This is a genomic window from Saccharothrix xinjiangensis (assembly GCF_039527585.1).
Taxonomy (GTDB): domain Bacteria; phylum Actinomycetota; class Actinomycetes; order Mycobacteriales; family Pseudonocardiaceae; genus Actinosynnema; species Actinosynnema xinjiangensis.
The window spans coordinates 19,642-43,597 of the sequence record NZ_BAAAKE010000031.1 but is presented as its reverse complement, the minus strand read 5'-3'; the positions used below and the strand labels follow the sequence as shown (position 1 = coordinate 43,597).

Here is a 23,956-nt window from a genome sequence, read left to right as displayed (position 1 = left end):
GGCTCCTGGGGTCTTCTACAGCGCGGGCACGACCATGGGCGTGCCGGTGACGGGGTCGGGGACGACGACGCTGGGCAGGTCGAAGACCTCTTTCAGCAGCGCGGCGTCCACCACGTCGGCCGGAGCGCCCTCGGCGACGACCCGGCCCTCTTTCATGGCGACCAGGTGGTCGGCGTAGCGGCACGCCTGGTTGATGTCGTGCAGCACGGCGATGACGGTGCGGCCCTCGTCGCGCAGCCGGGCCAGCAGGGTCAGCAGCTGGTACTGGTGGGTGATGTCGAGGAACGAGGTCGGCTCGTCCAGCAGCAGGTGCGGCGTCTCCTGGGCGAGCACCATCGCCACCCAGACGCGTTGCCGCTGCCCGCCGGACAGCTCCTGCACGGGCCGGTCGGCCAGGTCCTCGACGCCCGCGAGGACCATGGCCTCGGCGACCGCGGCCTGGTCGTGCTCCGACCAGGTGGACAGCAGCGACTGGTGCGGGAAGCGGCCGCGGGCGACGAGTTGCCGCACCCGGATGTCCTCGGGCGCGACCGGGTCCTGCGGCAGGAAGCCCAGGACCCTGGCCAGCGCCTTGGTCGGGTACGCGCCGACCTCGCGGTCGTCCAGGAGCACCGCGCCCTCGGCGGGGCGCAGGAGCCGGACGAGCGACTTGAGCAGCGTGGACTTGCCGCAGGCGTTGGGACCGACGATGGCGGTGAAGGCGCCGTCGGGGATGTCGAGGGTCAGCCGCGTCGACACCACCCGGTCGCCGTAGCGCAGGGTCAGGTCCCTCGCGGTCAGGCGAGCGGTCACGTGCGCCGCACCTCCTTCGTGAGCAGCCAGATGAGGTAGCAGCCGCCGATGGCGGTGCTGACCACGCCGACGGGCAGCGGGACGGGGGCGAGCAGCGCCTGCGCGAGCAGGTCGGCGCCCTGGAGCAGCACCGCGCCGGTCAGCGCGGCGGGCAGCAGCGGGATGCCGGGCGAGCGGGCCAGCCGGCGGCCGATCTGCGGCGCGGCCAGCGCGATGAACGCGATCGGGCCCGCCACGGCGGTCACGGTGGCCGTGCAGCCGACGCCGATCAGCACCATCTGGAGGCGCAGGCGCTCCAGGCCGACGCCGGTGGTCACGGCGACCGCGTCGCCGAGCGACGCCTGGTGCACCGACTGGGCGCGGAGCACCAGCAGCGCCAGCAGCACGGCGATGATCGAGAACGGGATGCGCAGGTCGGCCCAGTCGACGCCGTTGAGGGAGCCCGCGCTCCAACCCACGGCGGCGATGGCGACCTCCAGCTCGGCGCGCAGCACGATCCACGAGTTGACGGCGGTGAGCGTGGCGTTGACCGCGATGCCGATCACCACCAGCCGCAGGCCGGACAGCCCGCCGCCGAGCGACAGCAGGTACACCGCGGCCGCGGCGACCACGCCGCCCACCACGGAGCCCGTGGTCAGCTGCGCGGACGTGCCGGACAGCACGGTGATCGCGATGAGCGCGCCGGTGTAGGCGCCCGCGTCGAGGCCGATCACGTCCGGGCTGCCCATGGGGTTGCGGGTCAGGTTCTGGAAGATCGCGCCCGCCACGCCGAGCGCCGCGCCGAACACCAGGCCCGCCAGGACGCGGGGCAGCCGCCACTCGCGGATCACCACGTTCGACCCGCCGCGCGCGCCGCCGAGCGCGTCGAACACCTTGGCGGGGCTCGCCCAGGTCGCGCCGTAGCACAGCCCGAGCAGGCCGAGGCCCGCCATCAGCAGCACCAGGACGGCCGCCAGCAGCACCGTCCGGCGCTCCACGTTCACCGAGAGCTTCCCCCGGCGCAGGACCAGGGCGCTCACAGCGGCGCCGCCCCGTACCGCCGGACCGCCCAGACCAGCACCGGTCCGCCGAGGAACGCGGTCACGATCGCGACCGGCACCTCGCCGGTGGGCAGCAGGACGCGGGACCCGATGTCGGAGACCAGCAGCAGCACCGGGCCGAGCACCGCCGCGTACGCGGTCAGCCAGGGCACCGACGCGCCGGCCATGCGCCGCGCCAGGTGCGGCACCATCAGCCCGACGAACAGGATCGGCCCGGCCACCGCGGTGGCCGCGCCGGCGAGCACGGTGATCAGCACGAGCGTCGTCAGCCGCACCCTGGTCACGTTCGCGCCCAGGGCGTGCGCCGTGGTCTCGCCGAGCGCGACGGCGTCGAGCTGCCTGCTCAGCAGCAGCGCGCCGACCAGCGCGAGGGCGATCAGCAGCAGCGGCCACCCGGTCGGCGCCTGCTCCCGGCCCGCCAGCGAGCCGACTGACCAGAAGCGGTACTCGTCGAACACGTCCGGCAGCAGCAGGCGCATCCCGAGGGACACGCCCGCCAGCACCGAGCTGAGCGCCACGCCGGTGAGCACCAGGCGCAGCGGCGAGCTGCGGCCCACCGAGTAGACCAGCAGCGTCGCCAGCACCGCGCCGAGCACCGCCACCGACAGCTCGCCCACCGCCGTGGCGGTCACGCCGAGCGCGGAGCCGACGGTGATGGCGAAGGCCGCGCCCGCGGTCACGCCGAGCACGCCCGGCTCGGCCAGCGGGTTGCGGGACAGCACCTGCACCAGCACGCCGGACACGGCGAGCGCGGCGCCCGCGCCGACGGCCAGGACGGCGCGGGGCACCCTGATGTCGCGGACCACGAGGTGGTCGCTGGACCCGTTGGGCTCCAGCAATGCCCGGACGACCTCGGTCGGTGCGATGCCGTGCGCGCCGACGCCGACGCTGACCACCGCCACCACGACCAGCAGGACGAGGGCGGCGACCAGCAGCACGACCCGCGCGCCCGACCGCCGGCGCGTGCCCCTCACTTCTTCAGGAGCGGCGCGAACGCCTCGTCCGCGGCTTCGAGCGTCTTGACGGCCGACTTGTAGGTGGCGGCCTCGGTGTAGCGCAGCGGGAACGCCTTGCCGGCCTTCACCGCGGGCAGCTCCTTCCACAGCGGCGAGTCCATGACGTACTTGACCGGCGCGGGGATCGAGCCGTCGGCGGCCACGGAGTAGGTGATCGCGTCGGCCTCGGCGAACGCGGCGGGCAGCTCCTCGATCGAGGGGTACTCGCTCACGTCCTTGGAACCGCCGCCCTTGACCTTCACCTGGCCGTAGTAGTTGGCGCCCATGTCCTGGGCGACGTTGGTGCCCCAGGAGCCGTTGAACTCGCGCTGGAAGTTGCCCTTGGCGACCTCGCCGTACGCGCCGACGTGGGCCAGCTTCAGCTGCGGCAGCACGGAGGCGTACTTGTCGGCCAGCTCCTTCGCCTTGGCGTCGTACTCGCCGCGGAGGCCGTCGAACCCGGCCAGCGCGCCCGCCGCGTCGGACTGCTTCTTCGACAGGTCGCGCCACATCGACGGCACCGACGGGCCGATGGCGACGACGGGGGCGATGGCCTCCAGCCGGCCCAGGTCGATGTCGGCCAGCACGGGCTTGGGCACGCCGATGACGATCAGGTCGGGGTCGGCCTGGGCGATGGCCTCGTAGTTGGTCTCCGCCGCCGACTCGCCCGCGACCTTGGGCAGCTCCTCGTACTTCTTGAGGTCCTCCGCGCTCATCAGCGGGACGCCCCGGTTCCAGCTGGAGATCCCGACGAGCGGCGCCTCCGCCTCCAGCAGGGCGGGCACCGCGTAACCGGTGGCCACCACCCGCTTCGGCGAGACCGGGATGGTGATGTCGCCGTTGTCGGCGGTGAACACCCGGGTCTCGGACCCCGTCTGGGCCGCGGGCGCGTCACCCCCGTCTTCGGAGCCGCAGCCGGTGGCCACGGCGAGGGCGACCGCCAGGGCGGCGGCGAGGCGGGGTGATCTGGCGATGGACATGCTCGTTCCTCGGGATTCGGTGTTCTCGTGGGTGGTCAGTGGTCGTGGTCGTCGTCGAAGTCGGCGACGCCGCGCTTCCAGTAGCCGGTGATGTCGTGGTCGGCCTTGGCCAGGCCCAGCTCGTCGCGCACCCAGCGGCGCAGCGGCTTGATCGCGCCCGCCTCGCCCGCGACCCACGCGTAGACGCGCTCGCCCTCGGGCACCCGCACCGCGCGCACGGCGTCGGCCAGCCCGGTGGTGGAGCCGGCCGGCGCGTCGCCGCGGTGCAGCCAGCGCACCTCGAAGCCTTCCGGCGCGGACAGCTCGATCTCCTCGCTCGCGTCGGCGACCTCGATGAACGCCCAGCCCGCCGCGGTGCGCGGCAGCTCCTCCAGCCACCGGGCGAGGGCGGGCAGGGCGGTGATGTCGCCGGCGAGCAGGTAGCGGTCGTAGTCGTGGGGGACGATCAGGCCGCCGGGCGGGCCGGCGACGTGGACCACGGCGCCCGGCTCGACCGCGCGGGCCCAGTCGGAGCCCAGCCCGCCGTCGTGCAGGGCGACGTCGACGTCCAGCTCGCCGGTCGCCGGGTCGTAGCGGCGCACGGTGTACTCGCGCGAGGTCGGCGACGGCTTCGGCCAGCGCAGCATCAGCCCGTCCGGCTCGGGCAGCCGCAGCGTGCCGTCCGGCTCGGGGAACAGCAGCTTCACGTGCTCGTCGGGCGAGTGCGCCTCGAAGCCCGCGGCGCCGGGTCCGCCCAGGGTCACCCGCAGCAGGGCCGACCCGACCATGGCGGTGCGCACCACCCGGACCTCGCGGACCCGGATCGGGTAGCCCACCTTCTCCGGGACCCGGCCGGCGCGGACCTCGGCGATCCGCTCCAGGTGCCGGTCGCGGTGGTCCGGGCGCGCGGCCCTGGCCTGGCTCACGCGTCCGCCCCGGCGACCAGTTCGGTCCAGCGCGCCAGGCGCGGGTCCTCGGCGAGGTCGGCGAACTCCAGGCCGGTCGCGCCCGCCGCGCGCCAGCGCTCGACCAGGCTCATGATCCGCATGGAGTCGAGGCCGAGGTCGAGCAGGTCGGCGTCGGAGTCCAGCTCGGCGGGTTCGACCCCGAGCAGGTCGGCGACGTCGGCGCGGACCCGCTCGGCGGACGGGGTGGTGGTGCTCATCGTGCTGCTCCAGCGGGGACGGGGGCGGAGGCCGACAGCGCGGCCAGCGCGTCGGCGGTGGTGGTGACGACGCCGCAGCGCTGGGCGACGTACTCGCAGGCCTGGTCGTGCCGGTCGCGGGAGAAGTCGGCGACGGCGTCGCAGACCAGGAACGGCCGGATGTCGCGCATGAACGCCTCCACGGCCGTCGCCTGGCAGCCGATGTGCGCGTAGACGCCGGTGATCAGCAGCTGGTCGCGCCCGAGCGCGGCCAGCTCCTCGGCGAACTCGCTGCGCTGGAAGGCGCTGTAGCGCCACTTGGTCAGCACGGTGTCGCCCGGCGCCGGGGCCAGGTCGTCGACGATGTCGGCGGCGCGCGGGTCGGCGTCGATGACCCCGCCGATGCCCGGACCCCAGAACTCGGTGAGCAGGCCCCGGTCGGCGCTCTCCTGCCGGCCCGGTTGCGCGGTGTAGAACACCGGCACGCCGCGCGCGCGGGCCGCGGCGATCAGCGCGGCGGTGTTCGCCGTCATCTCGGGGATCGGCGCACCCTGGTAGGGCGCCAGGAAGTAGCGCTGCGCGTCGTGCACCAGCAGCGCGGCGCGGGCCGCGTCGGGGCGCCAGTCCACCCGGCCGGGCGGCAACTCCGCCGCGGTGGGCATCGGGTAGGGCCGGATCTCCGGCAGGGACATGCTCACCCCTCCTTCGCCAGGGCGGCCAGCGCCACCCTCAGCTCGCGCTTGCTGGTCTTGCCGACACCGGTCACCGGGAACGCCTCGACCACCTGGACCAGGTCGGGCACCTTGAACGCGGCGATCCCGCGCTCCCGGACGAAGCGGCGCAGCTCGGGACCCGTCGGCGCGGCGCCCGCCACCGGCACCACGTAGGCGCAGGTGCGCTCGCCCAGGTACTGGTCGGGCACCGCGACCACGGCGGCGTCGAGCACGTCCGGGTGGGCCATCAGGTGGTTCTCCACCTCTTCGGCGGCCACCTTCTCCCCGCCCCGGTTGATCTGCTCCTTGGCGCGGCCCACGACCTCCAGGTGCCCGGACGGCGTGCGCCGCACCAGGTCGCCGGTCCGGTAGAAGCCGTCCTCGGTGAACGCCGTGGCGTTGTGCGCGGCGGCCCGGTAGTAGCCGCGGATCGTGTACGGGCCGCGGGTCAGCAGCGCGCCGACCTCGCCCGCGGGCACCTCGTCGGTCGAGGCCGCCGCGGGGTCGTCCGGGTCGACCACGCGGATCTCGTCGTCCAGGGAGATCGGCCGGCCCTGGGTGGTCAGCACGAGGTCGTCGGGGTCGTCGAGCCGGGTGTAGCAGACCAGGCCCTCGGCCATGCCGAACACCTGCTGCAACCGGCAGCCCAGCGCGGGCCCGATCCGCTCGGCCAGCTCGCGGCCGCACTTGGCGCCGCCGACCAGCAGGACCTCCAGGCTGGACAGGTCGCGGGAGGTGCGCGCGGCGGCCTGCACCCAGGCGGCGGCCAGCGGCGGCACGACACCGGTGATCGTCACGCCCTCGGACTCGATGAGCCGGAAGGCGGTGTCGGCGTCCGGGCGCGGCGCGAGCACCGTGGCCGCGCCCGCGTGCAGCGCGCCGAGCACGCCCGGCGAGCTGAGCGGGTAGTTGTGCGCGACCGGCAACGCGGCCAGGTACACGCTGTCCGGGCGCAGCGCGCAGATCCGGGCGCTCTCCCGGACGCTGTAGAGGTAGTCGTCGTGGGTGCGCGGGATCAGCTTCGGCAGGCCGGTGCTGCCGCCGGAGAGCTGGAGGAACGCCACGCCCGCGGGGTCGGGGTCGGGCAGCTCGCGCGGCGCGGTGGCGGCCAGGTCGTCGAACTCGCCGGAGCCGACGACCAGCACGTGCCGCACCGAGCGCACGTCGGCGGCGACGGCGCGCGCGGTGGCCGCGTGGTCGTGCCGCTCGTGCTCGCCGACGGTGAGGATCGCGACGGCCCCGCTCTGCTCGGCGAAGTGCCGCAGCTCGCTGTCGCGGTGCGCGGGCAGCGCGAACACCGGCCAGGCGCCGACCCGCCACAGGCCGAACACCACCGGCAGGAACTCGGGCACGTTGGGCAGCTGCACCACGACCCGGTCGCCGGCGCGGACGCCCAGCCCCACCAGGCCGGCGGCGACCCGGTGCGCCCGGTCGTCCAGTTCGGCGAACGTCCAGCGCGCCGTCTCGCCGCCCCGCTCGCCGACCACGGCGGTGCGGTCGGCGTGGGCCTCGGCCAGCGAGGTGAGCAGCGCGCCGAAGGTCTGCCCGCGCCAGTGCCCCGAGGCGCGGTAGCGGGCCGCGACCTCCGGCGGCCACGGCACGTGGTCGGGTCCCGCGGTCGAACCGGCGCTCACGCCGTGCTCTCCAGCCCGAGCGCGCGCAGCAGCGTGCGGAACTTCGCGCTGGTCTCGGCCAGCTCCGCGGCCGGGTCCGAGCCGGCGACGATGCCGGCGCCCGCGAACAGCCGCACGGTCCGGTCGCACACCTCGGCGCTGCGGATGGTGACGACCCACTCGCCGTCGCCGTTCAGGTCGGACCAGCCGACCAGGCCGGAGTAGTAGCCGCGGTCCTCGGGCTCCAGCTCGGCGATCGCGGCGCGGGCCCGGCCGACGGGCACGCCGCACACGGCGGGCGTCGGGTGCAGGGCCTCGGCCAGCGCGAGCGCCGAGGAGCCCGGGTCGGTCGGGTCGGCGAGCCGACCGGTGATCCGGGTGGACAGGTGCCACATGGTCGGCGTCCCGATCACCACCGGCTCGGCGGGCGCGTCCAGGTCGGCGCAGAACCGGCCCAGCACCTCGGCCACCTGCGCCGAGACGTGCGCGTGCTCGACCCGGTCCTTGGCGGAGGCGAGCAGGGCGGCGACGCGCCTGCGGTTCTCGGCCTCGTCCGCGACGCGCGGCAGCGACCCGGCCAGCGGGTTGGCCACCACCTCGGTGCCGCGGCGGGACACCAGCAGCTCCGGGCTCGCCCCGACCAGGGTGCGCGGCGCGGGGTCGCCCGGCGCGCTGACGTCGACGGCGAAGGCGTGCGCGGCCGGGTTGAGCCGCACCAGCCGGGACAGCAGCGCGGGCACCGGGACGGGGTGGTCCGCGGTGACCTCCAGGCACCGGGCCAGGACGACCTTGTCCAGCTCGCCCGCGTCGATCAGCTCCAGCGCGCGGCGGACGCCGGCGGCGTAGCCCTCGGGCTCGGGCCTCGGCGTGATCGACCACTTGGCGGAGCCGAGGGCGCCCGCCGGACCGCCGCCGTCCGGCGCGCCCGCCCGGCGCACCACCGCGGGCACCACCAGGCTGGCCTCGGCGTCGGGCCGGAACCCGATCGCGCCGACCACCACCGGGTCGTCCACGCCGACCACCGCCGCCGAGTCGAGGGCCTCGGCCACCGCGGCGGCCCGGGTCCCGTGCCCGGCCTTGACGGTGGCGTGGACGCCGTCGGCGAGCAGCGACCCGGTCGTCGAGGAGTAGAAGAACGACCCCGGCAGGTAGGCGGCCAGCAGGTCGGCCGCGCGGTGCACGGGCCTGGGTCGGACCACAGCAGGTGTGGACACGGCGGGGTTCCCTTTCGGAGGTCGGTGGTGTCGCGACGTTCAGGCAGCCTCGTAAAACTTAGGAGAGCCTAGCCTAATGAGTCGGTGCGCAGAACCCTGAACAGCGATCAAGGAAGGTGATCGCGCGGGGTGATCGGGTACGTGATCGGGGTCGGTGATCGCACGTGGCGACCGGTGCGGTGATCGCGTGCGGCGACTCGGGGTCGGCGATCGCGTGCGGCGCCCGGTCAGGCGACGAGGGTCGCACCGCCGTCCACGTACAGGTTCTGCATCGTGATGTGCCGCGCGCGGTCGGAGGCCAGGAACAGCACCGCCTCCGCGATGTCGGCCGGGTCCGCGATGCGGCCCAGGGGGATGCCGACCCGGTACTGCCCCAGGTCGCCCTCCAGCACGCCGCGGGGCCCCTCCTCGTCCGTCCACAGCAGACGCTGCATGTGGGTGTCGGTCGAGCCGGGCGACACGACGTTGCACCGGATGCCGCTGCCCGCCAGTTCCAGGCCCAGGCACCGGGTCAGCATGGTGATCGCCGCCTTGGACGCCGCGTAGGCAGCCATCCCCACCCGGGGCACGCCGACCGAGTTCGAGCCCACGGTCACCAGCGAGCCGCTCCCCCGCGGCGCCATCCGCCGCGCGAGCTCCCGCAGCACGGTGAACGCGCCCGTGGCGTTGACCGCGAACGTGGCGGCCCAGTCCTCGTCGGTGGTCTCGCGCACCGGCTTGTGCCGCAGGACGCCCGCGACCGACACCCCGACGCCGATCGGACCGACCTCCTCCTCGACGGCCGCCACCGCCCGCACCACCGCGGCCGGGTCGCCCACGTCCACGACGTACGGCACGACCCGCCCCCGGTTCCGCTCGGCGACCAGCGCGAGGCCCCCGGCCTCGACGTCGAGCGCGGCGACCGTCGCGCCGGCCCCGACCAGCGCCTCGACCACGGCCTCGCCGATGCCCCGGGCGGCTCCGGTCACCAGCGCCACCTTCCCCTCGACGCCCGCTTCCCCGTTCCCCGACGCGGTCACCGGCACCCCTTTCCCCGACGATGCAATTCATTAGGTTGGGCTAACCTAACTTCTCGACCGGGGTCTTGGGTTGGTCGATGTGAGTGATCTAGCTCATGGACCGCTTCGGTGCGCCGAAGCCACCCGACCGGCGCAATCCGCCCGGGTCGCGCGACGCCGCGTGACCGGCCCCGGAGGGGGTCGACCGGCGACGGGCGACCTGGTTCGGCGATCGACGGAACAGGCCGAACCACCCGCACCGTCCTCTTAGGACCCGAGGAAATCCGGTCGAGCACCCGCGCCGGGCTGTCTATGGTCCTCCCGTCGTCCGCCACCGGGAGGGACCATGCGCACCCCGTACCCGCGCACACCGCACCTCCCGTGGTCCCCGGGCGCCTCGGCGGACGACGTGCGGGTCGTCGACCTGACCGGCCTGCGCGGCCGCGAGGTGGTGGTCACCGAGAAGCCCGACGGCGAGAACACCACCCTGTACCGGGACGGGCTGCACGCCCGGTCCGTCGACTCCGCGCACCACCCGTCCCGCTCGTGGGTCAAGGCGCTGCACGGGCGGGTCGCGGCACGGCTGCCCGCCGGGTGGCGCGTCTGCGGCGAGAACGTCCACGCCCGCCACTCCCTCGCCTACACCGGCCTGGAGAGCTGGTTCTACGGCTTCTCGGTGTGGGACGGCGACCGCTGCCTCGACTGGGACGACGCCGCCCGGTTCCTGCGGGACCTGGGCGTGCCCACTCCCCCGGTGCTGTGGCGCGGGGTGTTCGACGAACGGGCGCTGCGCGCGCTGCGGGTGGACACCGCGCGGCAGGAGGGTTTCGTCGTGCGGACCGCCGAGGGGTTCGGGCGCGCCGAGTTCGGGCGTCGGGTGGCCAAGTGGGTGCGCCCCCACCACGTCCGGACGGACGCGCACTGGACGGCCGCGCCGGTGGTGCCCAACGGGCTGGGTCCGGCGTCCGCCCTGTGGGACGCGCGGTCCGGGGCGCCGGTCGACGTCGCGGCGCTGGTGGCGGCGGTCGGCGTGGAGGGCGAGGTCGCGCCCGCCCAACGGGTCGCCGCCGAGCTGGGTCGGACCGGGGACGCGCGGTTGGCGGGCGTGCTCGCGGCGGCCCTGCACCGGGTGCCGCGCGGGCGGGTGGCGACGCTGCTGGCGGGCCCGGTCGGCGTGGGCCTGGCGCGGCGGGTCGCCGACCTGGTCGGGCTGCACCGCCTGCCGCAGCGGCCGTTCCCCGACGAGCACCGCCGGGCCGGGCTGCTGCGGCTGTCGACCGCCGTGGACCTGGAGGTGCTGCACGCGGTGTCCGCCGCCGTCGCGGACGGGCCCGGCCCGCGCGACCTGGTGGCGTGGTCCGCCCTGCACGCCGAGGACGTGGGTCCGTGGGCCCCGCTGCGCGCGGGCCTGCGCGAGCGGCTGGGACGGGGCCCGGCCGCCGACCGGTGCTGGGCCGAGGCGCGGGACGCGGGCCTGCGCGCCGGGCGGGTCCTGGACCCGGACGAGGCGGTCGCCGCCACGTGGCGGTGGCGGTCCGGCGACTTCCCCGCCTTGGTGCACCTGGTGGGGTGCGCGGGCAGCGGCAAGACGACGTTCGCCGCCGGGCTGCCCGACGTGGGCGCGCGGGTGTCGCTGGACGACCTGCGCGAGGAGGCGGGCGACCGGGCCCGCCAGGAGGACGACGGCCGGGTTCTGCGCGCCGGGCTCGACCGGCTCGACGCCGCGCTGCGGGACCACCGGACCGTCGTGTGGGACGCCACCTCGCTGTCCGACCACCAGCGGGCCGCCGTCCACGCGGTCGCCCGGCGGCGCGACGCCCTGGTGACGCACGCGGTGGTGCTGGTCGACGAGCGCGAAGCGGCCCGGCGCAACGGGTCCAGGGCGCGCCCGGTGCCGCCCGCCGCCCTCGCCGCCCAGGCGCGCCGGTTCAGCCCGCCGTACCCGTGGCAGGCCCACCGCACCTGGTACGTCGGCGCGGCCGGCACCGTGGGCGACACCGACGACGGGGAGCCGTGATGCGCACCAGCGAGCAGGTCTACCACCAGGTCCGCTGGGACCCGCGGCTCGACCCGGCCCGGTTCGTGCTCGGCGTCGGGCAGCGCGACGCGCGGCCGGAGCGGGTCCCGCTGCCCGCCTTCGCGCCCGGTGGCGAGGTGCCCTGGCACCGGGTGCTGTTCGTGGAGGCGGACGGCGAACTGGTGTGGGACCGGGCGACCGGGCTGGACCGCGTCGGCGAGTCGGCGGCCGGGCGGGTGCGCGCGCCGCGCCTGCTGCGCCCGCCGGTGTTCACCGCGAGCACCCCGCACGCGTGGGACCCGGTGCGGGGCTGGGTCCCGGCCCCGCCGCCGGACGCGGGGGTCGCCGGGCTCGCGACCGGGGTCCGCGTGCTGACCTGGAACGTGCTGTGGGACCGCTTCGACCCCGACCGCATCGACACGGCCGGCCGCCGGCCGCTGCTGCTCGCCGAGCTGGCGACCGCCGACGCGGACGTCATCGCGCTCCAGGAGGTCGAACCGGACCTGCTCGCCGCGCTGCTGGCCCGGCCTTGGGTGCGGGACGGCTACGCGGTGGACGTCGACCCGACCGGCCCCGACGTGGACCGCACCGGCCTGGTGGTGCTGAGCCGGCTGCCGGTGCGGGAGGCCGGCCGGGTGCCGCTGGGCTCGCACAAGGCCGTCGCCGCCGTCGTGGTCGAGACCGCCCGGGGCCCGCTCGTCGTCGCCGCGGTCCACTTGACGAGCGACCACACCGCGAACGGCGCGGCGAAGCGGCGCGCCCAGCTGACCCGGGTCTCCGAGGCGCTGGACGGCGTGCCGGGCGACGTGGTGCTGGCCGGCGACTTCAACGACGGCGGGCGGAAGCCGGCCGCCGCGCTCGGGATGCGCGACGCCTGGCTGGAGGCGCGCGACGACGAACCGCCGACGTTCGACCCCGGCGCCAACCCGCTGGCCGCGGTGTCCTCGCCGACCGGCCGGTCCGCCCGCCTGGACCGGGTGTTCCTGCGCGGCGACCTGCGGTGCGCCGCCGCCGAGCTGCGCGGCACGACGCCCACCGCGGCCGGGCTGTTCGCCTCCGACCACTACGGCGTGCTGGCGCGGCTGACCCCGCGCGGGTCGCCCGCCGGCGTGCTCGACTCCGCGCCGACCCCGCGCACCGCGGTGGTGTGGCTGCCGGCGGCGAGGGAGGACGTGGCGGCGGTGCGGCGGGAGCACGACCACCGCGCCGACCGGTGGCCGCCGCACGTCACGGTGCTGTTCGGGTTCGTGCCGGAGTCCGACTTCGACCGCGCCGTGCCGCTGCTGGCCGAGGCGGTCGCGGAGGTCCCGGCCTTCCCCGTGCGGGTGGCCGGGGTGCGCGGGTTCCGGCGGGACGTGGTGTGGCTCGACCCGGCCGAGGCGGGCGCCGAACCGTGGTCGGCGCTGCACGACGCGGTGCGGCGGCGCTTCCCGGCGTGCGCGACGCGCGAGGGCTTCACCCCGCACCTGACCGTCGGCCGGTCCCGCGAGGCGGCCGACGGGATCGGCGCGTGGTCGGACCGCGTGGACCGGCTCGTGGTGCTGTCGCGGCGCGGCGACGGGCCGATGCTGCCCCGCGCGGCGGTCGCCCTGGGCACCGGCGAGGTGACCTGGCTCCCCGAGCCGCCGTCGCCGTGGGGGCGTTCGCTGGACGCGGTGGCCGACCGGGTCGCGGCAGCGCTGTCGGCCGTCCTGGACGAGGTCCACGTGGTGGGCTCGCGGCGGATGGGGTGCGCGCTGCCCGACGCCGACCTGGATTTGGTGGCCGTCGCGCCCGACCTCGTTTCTTCGGTGACCGCCGCCCTGCCGGACGCCACGTCGGTGCGCCCGGTGGTCGGCGCGCGGGCGCCGGGGCTGCGCCTGGAGGTGGACGGGCTCGGCGTGGACGTGGCCGGCGGGGACCTGGCGCTGAGCGCGGTGACCGACGCCGAGGCGGTGCTCGCCGCCGTGGACGGCAGGGCCGACGCCTTCACCGGCCTGGCCCGCGAGGTGAAGGCGTGGGCGCGGGCGCGCGGGCTGGACTCGGCCCCGTTCGGCGGCGTGCCCGGCCTGGGCTGGACCGTGCTCGCCGCGCGGACGGTGCTCGACCACCCCGGACCGGACCTGCTCGCCGCGTTCTTCGCCACGTGGGCGGCGTGGGACTGGCGCGTCCCGATCGCCCTCGCCGGCACCCCGGAGCCGACCGGCGCGCCGGTGACGATCACGACGCCGACCGCGCCCGTGCGCTCGTGCACCGGGCAGGTCGGCCCCGCGTTCCGCGACCTGCTGACGGCCGAGCTGTACCGGGCGTGGGAGATCGCGGAGGCCGGCGGCGACGGGCTGACGGCGCCACCGGACGCGCACCGGACGCACGCCGCGTGGGCGCTGGTGACGGCGCCGCACGACCTCGTCGGACCGGTGCGGGGCCGCGTGCTCGCGCTGCTCGCCGCCCTGGAGGCGGCGGGGTCGCCGGACGTGCGCGCGTGGCCCCGGCCGGTCGCGCGCGACGCGGGCTCGGCGCGGTTCGCCATCGGCCTGGGCGCGCAGCCCGTGACCGCCGCGGTGCTGGCCGACGTCGCCGCCACGTGGGCGACGGGGTGGCGCGGCGTCGAGGTCACCAGGGTCGGCAACGGCGAGGTGCCGACCCTGCGCTGATCAGGGCCACGCCGACCGGGGTAGCCGGTCGTGGCGACGGTCCCCCGCCGCCGGTTGCTAGCGTGACGCCGTGTCTGAGCGAGAGCACACCGGACGGGTCGTCGACGGCAGGTTCGAACTGCTGGAGAGACTGGGCAGCGGTGGCATGGGTACGGTCTGGCGCGCCCTGGACCTGGGACTGCACCGCGAGGTGGCCATCAAGGAGGTCCGCCCGGCCGACGCCGACCAGGTCGAGAGCAACCCCGCGATGGCCGCCCAGCTGCGGGAACGCGTGCTGCGCGAGTCCCGCGCGCTCGCCCGGTTGCAGCACCCGAACGTCGTGTCGATCTACCAGATCATCGAGTCGCCCGACTCGCCGTACCCGTGGATCGTCATGGAGCTGGTCCGCGGCACGTCGCTGGACGCGCGGCTGGACGACGGCGTGCTCACCCCGGTCGAGGCGGCGCGGGTCGGCCGGGACGTGCTCGCCGCGCTGCGCTCGGCCCACTCCGCGGGCGTGATGCACCGCGACGTCAAGCCGGGCAACGTGCTGCTGCGGACCGACGGCAGCGCCGTGCTCACCGACTTCGGCATCGCCGCCCTCCAGGGCTCGACCCAGCTCACCGCGACCGGCGACGTCATCGGGTCACCCGAGTACATCGCCCCGGAGCGGCTGCGCGGCGACGAGACGCACCCCGCGTCGGACTTCTGGTCCCTGGCGATGCTGCTCTACGTGGCCGTCGAGGGCCACCACCCGATGCGCCGCGCGTCCACCATGGCGACCCTCGCCGCCGTGATGACCGAACCGGTCCCGCCGCCGCGGCGCGCGGGCGCCCTCGCGCCCGCGCTCAACGCGGCCCTGCGCAACGACCCGACCGAGCGGCCGACCGGCGAGGTGCTGGACCAGCTGTTCGCCGCGGCCGAGCGCGCCCAGGGCCCGTTCTTCGGCCCTCCCACCCCGGCGGGGTTCGCCGTCCAGGGACCGCCGAGCGGCCCCCAGCCCCGGCAGCAGCACCCCCACTGGCCGTCCGGACCGACACCGGCCCCGGTCAGCGGGCCGCAACCCCACGTCTACGCGCGGTCCTACCCCACCCCGCTCCCGGGGGCGCGCAAGCGGACGGGCGCCGTGGTGTTCTCACTGGTCGGCGTGGTGCTGGTCGTCGCGGCCACGCTCCTGGCGGTCCACCTGGCCGGCAAGGACGACGCGGCGAACACCGGCACGAACACGTCCACCACGCCGGTGACCACCGGGCAGGGCGTCGACCTGCCCACCCTCCCGACCACCTCGGCGGCCGACGTGGTGGAGGACGACCTGCTCACGCCCGCCGGCGCGCGCAAGGCGGTCGGCGCGCTCAGCGAGGCAATGGGCGGCACCAAGGTGTCCGACCTGACGCTGTGGCCGGAGCGGGCGTCGGCCGTCGCCCCGACCGCGGCCGTCGCGCACGGCTTCGACAACTTCGAGTACCGGGGCGGCAAGGCGACCAGGCAGGGCCCGGACGGGGTGGACGCCGACCGCGCCGTGCTCGACCTGAACGAGGTCGACTGGGACGCGCTGCCCGCGCTGCTGGACAAGGCCGGCAAGGAACTGGGCGTCGCGCAACCGACCATGCGGTACCTGATCGTGGACACCGACATCATCGACGGCAGCCCGTCGCTGAGGGTGTACCTGATGGACGACTACGGCGCCGCGTTCCTGGAGGCGAACCTCAAGGGCGAGGTGCAGAAGACCTACCCGCGCGACAAGTGACCCCTCGCCACTCGGCTCACCCGCGCCTGGAGGAGTGCGACTTCGGGCGGAGCGACCAGCGCCGGCACATCAACGAGCAGTGGGCACGGCGGGTCGACCCGGTCGCGGTCGGCAGGGCTCACTCGTCGGCGGATGCCCCCGGTCCGGTCGTGGCGTACCGGGCGGCGATGGTGCGGACGGCCTCGTCGACCACCTGCGCGACGCGTTCGGCGCTCACCTCCCAGCCCGGCACCAGGAGTGTCGGCCAGAAGACGTAGTTGGAGATCATGCCCAGGAACTGGGTGGCCGCGAGGTCCACGTCCTCGACCCGCACCGTTCCCGCCTCGTGCTCAGCCACGAGGTAGCTGCGCACGGACTCGAAGTAGGGCATCTTCCCGTGCGCGAACTGCGCGTGGGCCAGCTCGGGGAACCGCGGCAGCTCGGCGATGACGATCCTGAACAGGTCGGTCATCCGGGCACGGCCCAGCAGCTCGGCGTAACGGCGGCCGATGGCGCCCAGCCCGGCGACGACGTCGCCCGCCGGCGGGGGGTCCTCCTCGTCAGCGGTTGACCAGGACTCGGCCACGATGGCGTCGAACAGGGCGGCTTTGCTCGGGAACTGCTTGAACAAGGTGGCCCGCGAAACGCCCGAGCGCTCTGCGATCCGCGCCAGCGACGTCCGGTCGTAGCCCAACTCCAGGAACAGCGCGGTCGCGGCCGTCACGATCAGCGCGCGCTTCTCCTGGGCGACGCGCTGGTGATACGTCGTCACGATCCTGCTCATGGGCCGAGCATACGAGGTGAGTGGCTTGACTCGCCACTGCCGCCGACCTAGCATTCGGGGAATGGTGAGTTGTCCGACTCACCACCGGCCGCCGTTCATCACCGGCGGCCCCGCTCGTCCACCCACGTACCGAAGGAACACCTGATGCCCCGCTTCGACGACCAGACCGTGCTCGTGACCGGTGGGACCGGCGGCCAGGGCTCCAGCCACGTGCGCGCCTTCCACGCGGAGGGGGCGAACGTGGTGATCGGCGACATCGACGCGGAACGCGGCGCCGCTCTCGCCGACGAGCTCGGGACCCGCGCTCGCTTCGCCCGCCTCGACGTCACCGACGAGAGCTCGTGGTCCGCCGCCGTGCTGGCCGCCGAGAGCGCCTTCGGCGCCCTGAACGTGCTCGTCAACAACGCGGGCGTGCAGAACCCGCCCGCAACGATCGAAAACACGGAGCAGGCCACGTGGTCGCGCATCCTCGACGTCAACCTCACCGGGACCTTCCTCGGCATCAAGGCCGCGGCCCCCGCCCTGCGCCGCGCAGCAGGGGGAGCCATCGTCAACATCGCCTCGACCATGGGCCTGGGCGGCACGGCTCACTACGCGCCCTACGTCGCCGGCAAGTGGGCCGTGCGAGGCCTCACCCGAACGGCAGCACTCGAACTCGGCCGCGACCACATCCGGGTGAACACCATCCACCCCGGCGTGATCGCGACCTCCTTCATCCACGAACCAGCAGCCGGCGCCACCGCGGCAATCGCCGACTTCTACTCACCCGAGCCGTTCGCCATCCCCCGACTCGGGGAGCCGACCGACGTCACCCGACTGCTCCTGTTCCTCACGTCATCGGACGCGTCGTTCATCACGGGGTCGGAGTACGTCATCGACGGTGGACTCCTCCTCGGCCCCGCCCTTCAGGCCGAGACCGCATGAGCACTCCGGACACGACCGGGTCGAACGACTCCGCGAGGGGCGCGTCTTCGTCCCACCTGCCCAACCCCATCCGACGAGCCATCGAGATCACCCCCGCCGCGGGCACCGGGGAACGGATCATCGACATCACGACGCTGGGGCGCCGCACCGGCCGAGCACACCGCATCGAGATCTTCTCCTACCGAGCCGCGGGCGCGACGTACCTGTGCAGCGGCGCCGGCGGCGCCGCCACCGACTGGCACGCGAACCTCCTCGCCAATCCCCGCTTCACCTTCCACGCCGCGGGCACCGGCCGCGGCAGGGGCGTTGGGCTGCGGCGTCCTGCCGAGGACGGCGGAGTGGTCGCCCGGCTGCCTCGGAGCGGCGGGCCCGTGAACGGCAGGCACCCGATGACCGACGAGGTGGGTGCCTGCCCTTTTCTTTCGACGGCCGGGAGGGGTCCCCGGGCGATCCGGCGACACTGCGCGACAACACGAGGAGGCCGGCGTGAACACCGAAAGGCCTGGCGCGCGACGTGCCGCGCGCCGCGCCGGGAGCCGTCGTCGCCCTGGCGCTGAGCGGGAAGATCAGCGTCAGCCGGTGTCGCGCCAGCACGTCGACGAGCGCACCGCCGACCCCTGCGCGCTGGTGCACGAGGAGGAGTTGCGCCGATTCGGCCCGACGCGGCTGTTCACCACCTGCGGCAACTTCAACCGCTGTGACGTCGTGGTCGACGTCGGCGCGAAAGCGCCGGTGGACGTCGAGATCCAGCTCATCACCCGTGCGGCGCGCGCGGTCCAGGGCCGGCAGTTCGAGGTCGTCGAGGGCGCCTGGCAGAGCGGCGAGTGCGACCGCACCGTGGTGGTGGACGGCCAGTACGCCGTCCGGGTGGCGGCGAAGCCGCAGGAGCAGAATGCGGTGAATCGGGCCCAAGCCCGCATTCGCGCCCTCGGCGAACGGGCCGTGTCACTGATCAAGGGCTGGAAATCCTGATCAAGCTGCGCTGCTGCCCACGCCGGGCCACCGCGGTTCAGCAGGCGCCGCACGCCTTCCGGACCCGTGTCACCGGCAGCCTCCGCCGGCGTCCAGCCGTTCTTCCGCTCCACTTCGGAGAGCGAGCCCCGGACGTACCACCGCATCCGGCGCCGCGACTCCACCCGCGGGAACCGGCCCGCCATGGTGGACCTCGGCGCGCGAGACGTCCACGCGGGCCGGGAGGGGTGGTGGGGCGATCGGGATCGTCCCACCACCCCGTTCATCGGCCGGCGGGCGCCGAGGCCGTCAGACCGCCGTCTCCGGCTCCAGCGCCTGCTGCGCGAGCAGGCGCTTGACCATCTTGGCCGCCCGGCGCATGTCGTCGGTGACCGTCTCGACCTTGATCGCGCCCTTCGGGCCGATCGTGCCGCCGACCTCGAAGGTCTTCGCCTCACCCGGCAGCGGCAGGGCCTGGCACGCGGTGAACCGGTCGTCCGGCATGAGCCCGACGTGGAAGTAGGCGTGCACCGGGGCGTCCACGCAGGACGTCAGGTACGGGAAGACGCCGTGCGTGCCCTCGTTGTCCACGCTGATCATCTTCGCGCCCGGCAGGTGCTTGGCCGTGTCGAGCGCGCCTTCGTACGCGGTGGCCGCGTCCATCTCGCTCTGGACCACCAGGACCTGCGGGAACGTGCGGGGGTTCGGCTTCGGCATCCGGTTGTCGGTCCGGAAGAACGCGCACGCCGGGACGTTCTGCATGAACGGCCCGATCAGCGGCGCCTCCCGCAGCAGCTTCGCGGCGGACTTCTTCCAGTAGTCGTGGCTCTGGTTCCACTGGCCGTCCTGGCAGCGGATCAGCTCGAAGGTGTAGTCGACCTCGAAGGTGCTGACGTCGGCGGTCGCGGGCAGTCGGGCGGGGCCCTTCGCGATGGCGCCCAACGCGCCCTCACGGGCCTGGAGCAGCACGCCGCGCAGGTCTGCGGCCAGGGCGGGGCGGGCGAGCTGCTCGTCCACGAACCGTCGCACCACCTGCTCGGTCGCCGGCTCCTGCCCGCTCAGCACGACGGTGTTCACCGCCGCGCCGGCGATCTCGTAGGTCGACGTGTCGTACAGCGCGGGCAGGATGAACCAGGCGAACATGATCTGACCCGTGAACGTGCGGGTGCCGCCCGCCTCCTCCCACGCCCGGCGGATCGCCATCGGGTCGGCGCCCAGGCCGTAGAAGTCGTCGCGCCGCGCCACGTAGGGCAGGAGCTGCTCCTGGAACGCCCGGTCCCGCGTGTAGGGCTGGAGGTCCCAGGTGCGCTGCAACGACTTCTCGCTGACGTCGGTGGACGAGTCGAGCAGCATCCGGTGCACCTTGCCGGGGAAGGTGGCCGCGTACCAGGTGCCCAGCCAGGTGCCGTACGAGTAGCCGATGTAGCTCGTCTTCCGCTCGCCGAGCAGGACCCGGATGAAGTCCATGTCGTACGCGGTCTGCTCGGTGGTGATGAACTCCGTGCCGGGCGTCTCCTCGCAGCCCCGCACGTACGCCTCGGTCTCCTCGTCGTAGGAGTCGACGACCTCGCTGTCGATGGTGACGGTGCACGGCACCCGCGTGCTGTCGCCGACGCCGCGCGGGTCGAAGCCGACAAAGTCGTACTGGTGCGCCAGGGCGGGCGCCATGGTGGCCATGGCCGCGCCCCAGTGGAGCCCGGCGCCACCGGGACCGCCGGGGTTGACCAGGGCGATTCCCTGACGGGCGGCGCCGGCCGTGGCGGTCTTCGACACGCGCACCTGGAACGTGTGGCCGTCGGCGGGATCGTGCCAGTCCCGCGGGACGGTGATGGTCGCGCAGGCGAGCCCCGGCACGGCCTGGAACCGGTCGTCCTGCTCTGGGGTGAGACCGGTGAACGCGCACGGTCCCCACTCGACCTGCTGGTGTCGGAGCGCGCCCGCGAGGGTGGCGGTGTCCGGTTCCGCGAGCGGGCGGGGTGAGGCCGCCGCGGGGGTGGCGGCGGTGGCGGCCAGGGTCACGGCGGCGAGCAGCGACGCTCCCAGGACCGCTGCGGATCGCCGGTCGCGGCGCGATCCGAGCAGGGGTGCAGGCATGGTCGTGTCCTTTCGAAGGAACGGTCGGGAACGCTCCCGGTGGTTCCACCCTCGCCCGGCCGCGGCTCGCGCAGCAGGGGGCGGCGGTGTCGAAAACCGGACATGACCGGGACCCGTCAGAGCCAGCCGCGCCGGGTGGCCTGCACGCCGAGCTGGAAGCGGGTGCGGGCGCCGAGCAGCTCCTGGAGCCTGCTGACGCGGCGGTGCACCGTCCGCTCGCTCACGCCGAGGTCGCGGGCGATGGCCTCGTCGGTCATGCCCGCGGTCAGCAGCACGAGCAGCCGCTGGGCCTGCGGGTCCGGTCCCGCGGGGTCGGCGGCCGCGGTGGCGGGCAGCGGCGCGGCCAGCCGCCAGAACACCTCGAAGACCTCGGACAGCACCTCCAGCAACCGCGACGGGTACACGAGCAGGGCGTCGGCGTCGCGTTCGGCCGGGCGCGGCAGCATCACCAGGCCGCGGTTGTCGTCGGCCAGCAGCAGCTTCAGCGGCACGTCGGGGAAGACCCGCGTCTCCTCGCCGGCCGCTGCGGCCTTGCCGACCGCCTCCAGCAGCACGTCGTCGTGCAACAGGCTCGCGTCGTACACCGCCCGGTAGCGCAGACCCCGGCGCATCGCGTCGAGCTGCACCTCCTCCGGCGCGGCCGGCGAGTCGTGCAGGTACGGTCCCCGGTCCAGGCCGCGCACCCGCTCGCGGGCGCCCCGCTGGAGCGTGCGGAACAGCGCACGGGCGGCGCCCCTGCCCTCGACCACCTCCACGAAGCCCGACCCCGGACCCCGGCACGCGGCGTACAACCGGGCCAGCGCGTCACCCGTCTGCCTGGCCCGCGCGGCAGCCAGCTCCCGCCGGGTGGCCCAGGTCTCCAGCGCCGTCCGGGGCGGGCGGACGTGCAGCACGCCGTCCTCGTCCCGGTGCACGAGCCCGAGCCCGACGAACTGCTCGACCCAGTGCGCCGCCCGCGGCCCGACGTCGGAGAGGAAGCCCCGCCCGGACACCGGCGCGACCGCGAGCAGCTCGCTGTACACCGCCTCGGCCTCCGGTGGCAGGTCGAACGCATCTGACGGGAACACGTCGACAAGAGCTGTCATGCGGCCACGTTAACCACGCGGTGCTAACGACAAGTAATACATCCACTACGTTCGCCGCCCCCGAGGCGCGGACTCGGCGGCCGCGGGCGGAGGTGCGCACCCGGAGCCGAGTCGGAGCGCCGCCCCGCGGTGGACGCCGGGGCAAGGCTCCGCGTCACGCCCCGGCCTGCCGGACGCCCCGTCGCCACACCTCCCTGATCGACAGGGAGTCGCCGATGTTCGTCGTCGGGTCACCGTCGACCAGCAGCAGATCCGCACGAGCCCCCTGGACGATGCGGCCCCGGTCGGGCAGGCCGAACCGACGCGCCGGCACGGAGGTCGCCGCGCGCAGCGCCGCGACAGGGCTGAGGCCGGCTTTCACCAGCAGTTGCATCTCGTGGTGAACGCTCGCGCCGTGCGCCATCCCGCCCAGTTCCGGCCACGCCACGGACACGTCGGTGCCCACCAGGATGTCCACTCCGGCGGCGTGCAACGCCCCCGCCGTCGCGAGAACCGCGTCGAAGTCGCCCTGCGGGTACTTGTCGAGGCTGCCGTTGAGGGTGTCGCGCCACTCAGGACTCAGCTTGGGGCCCACCCGTTCGTCGGCCGCGAGTTCGGCACCGGTCCGCCCCGTGATCGAAGCGTTGAGGCACAGGCAGGGCGTGACGAACACCCCGGAACGCACGATGCTCTCGACGAGTTCGGGCGTGTGCGGGCGGTCGATGAACAGGTGCGCGAGACCGCTCATGCCCGCCGCGATGGCCTGCTCGGTCGCCGCCACGGTCAACGTGTGCGCGACGGCCAACTTGCCGAGCCGCCGCGTCTCCAGCACTGCGGCCCTGATCGTCTCGTCGCTCATCACCGGCAGGTTCGGCGCACCGAGGACGTGCCCGTCCTCGATCATGATCTTGATGAAGTCCGAACCGGCCCCGATCCGCAGGCGAACGGCGGCGACGGCTTGTTCGGGAGTCGTGACCTCCGACTCGGCGGGGCCGGACCCGGACGCGCCCCCGGGCGGCCCCTCCCCGTCGCCCTCGGCCCCGGGCGGCGGGCCGTCGGGCACCAGTTCGCCGGGGTGACCCCCCGGCGCGGTCAAGCCGAACCCCGCGGATCGGACGTCGGCCAGGTCGTCGCGGTCGGCGATGGGCTCGCGCCCTCTCGCGTCGAACCCGCCCTGCATCTCCAGCTCAGTGGTGACACCGAACAGCAGCGCGTTGCGCAAGCCGTCCTCGGAGGTGTGCACGTGCGCGTCGATCAGCCCCGGCAGCAACGTGGCGCCAAGGGCGTCGACGACGTGGGCGTTCGACGGCGCGTCCCCGGTGATCCCGACCACGGACCCACCCTCGACCAGGACGGTGTGCTGATCGAGCACCCGCTCGCCGTCGAAGACCCGTGCGTTGGTGATGGCGGTCAGACCGGAGGGCGGTCGCTCCGGACCGCCGGTGGAACACGCGGTGAGCAGGGCCGACGATCCGGCCACCACCGCGGTGGCGCCGACCGACCCCAGCAAGGCGCGACGAGTGACAGGGCACATCGGGGGCAGCTCCCTTCAGGATGAGCAACGGCGATACGTATGCATGTCGCCTACATGTGCAACTTACATACATTTGCTTGCACAGCGCTCTGTTCCTGAGAGGATCCTCAGCCAACGGCCCCGGCGCGCCGAGGCGCGCTCAGCCCTTGGTCGCCTCGGCCGCCGAGTCGACGTACTTGATGATCAGTCGCGCCAGCTCCCGGCGCTCGGCCTCGGGCCAGTCGCGGGTGATGTGCTCGAACGCCTGGCGTTGTTGCGAGCGGAAGCGGTCGCGAAGGCCGAGTCCCGCCTCGGTGAGTTCGAGCACCGCCCGGCGACCGTCCACCTGCGAGGGCAAGCGGAGGACGTAACCGCGGGAGATGCAGTCGGCGACCATCCTGCTGGCCACGGAAGGGTCGATGCCCAGGACGTCCGCCACCTCCCCGACGCTGATCTCCCCCTCGGCCTCGTCGATGACGTTCAGCACGAGGTTCCGGTTCAGGTCTTTGCGCTCGACCGGCGGATCGACGGGCACCTGCGCAGTACGCCTGCGCAGCCGTGCGAACGCAGGACCGACCAGGTCCAGCAGGTCGGCGCCCGGAGCGTCGCGGGACTGGTCCTCGTTCATCACGCGTCGACCCTAGGACATCGTGGACGAAGTGCACATGCTCGACTTCACGCATACAAGTGCGGGCACAGGGGTTGAACTCGTGTTGGCGGTGGAACTGGCCCCGTGACGGTCCTTGATCGTCGCGGCACGTCGGGCGGGTGTGCGGCAGGTGGAGAAGCGGCGCCGGAACCGC

20 protein-coding genes and 1 pseudogene are annotated in these 23,956 nt (G+C 74.5%); 5 read left to right on the top strand and 16 right to left on the bottom strand.

What is annotated here, in order from left to right; all coding sequences use genetic code 11:
* Positions 1-15: 15 nt before the first annotated feature.
* From ABD223_RS37490 to ABD223_RS37445, 10 genes are all read right to left on the bottom strand, one after another.
* A complete protein-coding gene (locus ABD223_RS37490; protein WP_344041940.1) occupies positions 16-792 on the bottom strand; it encodes an ABC transporter ATP-binding protein in 777 nt (258 codons plus the stop codon).
* Positions 789-1,811, bottom strand: coding sequence for a FecCD family ABC transporter permease (locus tag ABD223_RS37485; protein ID WP_344041938.1), 1,023 nt, complete (start codon positions 1,809-1,811; stop codon positions 789-791). The genes ABD223_RS37490 and ABD223_RS37485 overlap by 4 nt, the downstream gene beginning before the upstream one ends.
* Positions 1,808-2,806, bottom strand: coding sequence for a FecCD family ABC transporter permease (locus ABD223_RS37480; RefSeq protein WP_344041936.1), 999 nt, complete (start codon positions 2,804-2,806; stop codon positions 1,808-1,810). Before ABD223_RS37480 ends, ABD223_RS37485 begins: the two co-directional genes overlap by 4 nt.
* Positions 2,803-3,807, bottom strand: a complete 1,005-nt coding sequence (locus tag ABD223_RS37475) for an ABC transporter substrate-binding protein (protein WP_344041934.1) — start codon at positions 3,805-3,807, stop codon at positions 2,803-2,805. The genes ABD223_RS37480 and ABD223_RS37475 overlap by 4 nt, the downstream gene beginning before the upstream one ends.
* 35 nt (positions 3,808-3,842) lie before the next feature.
* Positions 3,843-4,712 carry a siderophore-interacting protein gene (locus tag ABD223_RS37470; protein ID WP_344041932.1) on the bottom strand — a complete coding sequence of 290 codons (870 nt, stop codon included), beginning with the start codon at positions 4,710-4,712 and terminating at the stop codon, positions 3,843-3,845.
* Complete coding sequence (locus ABD223_RS37465) at positions 4,709-4,951, bottom strand: phosphopantetheine-binding protein (protein WP_344041930.1); 243 nt, start codon at positions 4,949-4,951, stop codon at positions 4,709-4,711. Before ABD223_RS37465 ends, ABD223_RS37470 begins: the two co-directional genes overlap by 4 nt.
* Entirely contained in the window at positions 4,948-5,622 is a 675-nt protein-coding gene (locus ABD223_RS37460; RefSeq protein ID WP_344041928.1) for an isochorismatase family protein, read from the bottom strand. The genes ABD223_RS37465 and ABD223_RS37460 overlap by 4 nt, the downstream gene beginning before the upstream one ends.
* A gap of 2 nt (positions 5,623-5,624) precedes the next feature.
* Positions 5,625-7,277, bottom strand: coding sequence for a (2,3-dihydroxybenzoyl)adenylate synthase (locus ABD223_RS37455; RefSeq protein ID WP_344041926.1), 1,653 nt, complete (start codon positions 7,275-7,277; stop codon positions 5,625-5,627).
* Positions 7,274-8,470, bottom strand: a complete 1,197-nt coding sequence (locus ABD223_RS37450; RefSeq protein WP_344041924.1) for an isochorismate synthase — start codon at positions 8,468-8,470, stop codon at positions 7,274-7,276. The genes ABD223_RS37455 and ABD223_RS37450 overlap by 4 nt, the downstream gene beginning before the upstream one ends.
* Positions 8,471-8,697: 227 nt before the next feature.
* Positions 8,698-9,495, bottom strand: a complete 798-nt coding sequence (locus tag ABD223_RS37445; protein WP_380648920.1) for a 2,3-dihydro-2,3-dihydroxybenzoate dehydrogenase — start codon at positions 9,493-9,495, stop codon at positions 8,698-8,700.
* A 319-nt stretch (positions 9,496-9,814) separates the two neighbouring features.
* On the opposite strand from ABD223_RS37445, the gene ABD223_RS37440 reads away from it, so the two are divergent.
* The 3 genes from ABD223_RS37440 (at position 9,815) to ABD223_RS37430 (ending at position 15,844) form a co-directional block, all read left to right on the top strand.
* Complete coding sequence (locus ABD223_RS37440) at positions 9,815-11,485, top strand: RNA ligase family protein (protein WP_344041920.1); 1,671 nt, start codon at positions 9,815-9,817, stop codon at positions 11,483-11,485.
* Entirely contained in the window at positions 11,485-14,118 is a 2,634-nt protein-coding gene (locus ABD223_RS37435; protein WP_344041918.1) for an RNA repair domain-containing protein, read from the top strand. The genes ABD223_RS37440 and ABD223_RS37435 overlap by 1 nt, the downstream gene beginning before the upstream one ends.
* Before the next feature lie 70 nt (positions 14,119-14,188).
* Complete coding sequence (locus ABD223_RS37430; protein WP_344041916.1) at positions 14,189-15,844, top strand: serine/threonine-protein kinase; 1,656 nt, start codon at positions 14,189-14,191, stop codon at positions 15,842-15,844.
* A gap of 118 nt (positions 15,845-15,962) precedes the next feature.
* Here the strand turns inward: ABD223_RS37430 and ABD223_RS37425 are convergent, their stop codons facing one another.
* A complete protein-coding gene (locus ABD223_RS37425; protein ID WP_344041914.1) occupies positions 15,963-16,607 on the bottom strand; it encodes a TetR/AcrR family transcriptional regulator in 645 nt (214 codons plus the stop codon).
* Between the two features lie 144 nt (positions 16,608-16,751).
* On the opposite strand from ABD223_RS37425, the gene ABD223_RS37420 reads away from it, so the two are divergent.
* Positions 16,752-17,531, top strand: coding sequence for a glucose 1-dehydrogenase (locus ABD223_RS37420; protein ID WP_344041912.1), 780 nt, complete (start codon positions 16,752-16,754; stop codon positions 17,529-17,531).
* Positions 17,532-18,017: 486 nt separating this feature from the next.
* The gene (locus tag ABD223_RS43750) at positions 18,018-18,503 is read left to right on the top strand and encodes a hypothetical protein (protein WP_380649063.1); all 486 of its coding nucleotides are present in this window, start codon (positions 18,018-18,020) and stop codon (positions 18,501-18,503) included.
* Here ABD223_RS43750 and ABD223_RS37410 read toward each other — a convergent pair.
* The 5 genes and pseudogenes from ABD223_RS37410 to ABD223_RS37390 all read right to left on the bottom strand — a co-directional run.
* Positions 18,473-18,688 (bottom strand): annotated as a pseudogene (locus ABD223_RS37410) (IS701 family transposase); the annotation flags it as partial. The gene ABD223_RS43750 and the pseudogene ABD223_RS37410 overlap by 31 nt on opposite strands.
* A 103-nt stretch (positions 18,689-18,791) precedes the next feature.
* The gene (locus ABD223_RS37405; RefSeq protein WP_344041910.1) at positions 18,792-20,576 is read right to left on the bottom strand and encodes an alpha/beta fold hydrolase; all 1,785 of its coding nucleotides are present in this window, start codon (positions 20,574-20,576) and stop codon (positions 18,792-18,794) included.
* 116 nt (positions 20,577-20,692) lie between these two features.
* The gene (locus ABD223_RS37400; protein ID WP_344041908.1) at positions 20,693-21,661 is read right to left on the bottom strand and encodes a helix-turn-helix transcriptional regulator; all 969 of its coding nucleotides are present in this window, start codon (positions 21,659-21,661) and stop codon (positions 20,693-20,695) included.
* 154 nt (positions 21,662-21,815) lie between these two features.
* On the bottom strand, positions 21,816-23,150 hold the full coding sequence (locus ABD223_RS37395; RefSeq protein WP_344041906.1) for an amidohydrolase family protein: 1,335 nt from the start codon (positions 23,148-23,150) through the stop codon (positions 21,816-21,818).
* Positions 23,151-23,313: 163 nt separating this feature from the next.
* Positions 23,314-23,781: a MarR family winged helix-turn-helix transcriptional regulator gene (locus ABD223_RS37390; protein ID WP_344042048.1), complete on the bottom strand. Its 468-nt coding sequence runs from the start codon at positions 23,779-23,781 to the stop codon at positions 23,314-23,316.
* Positions 23,782-23,956 lie beyond the last annotated feature (175 nt).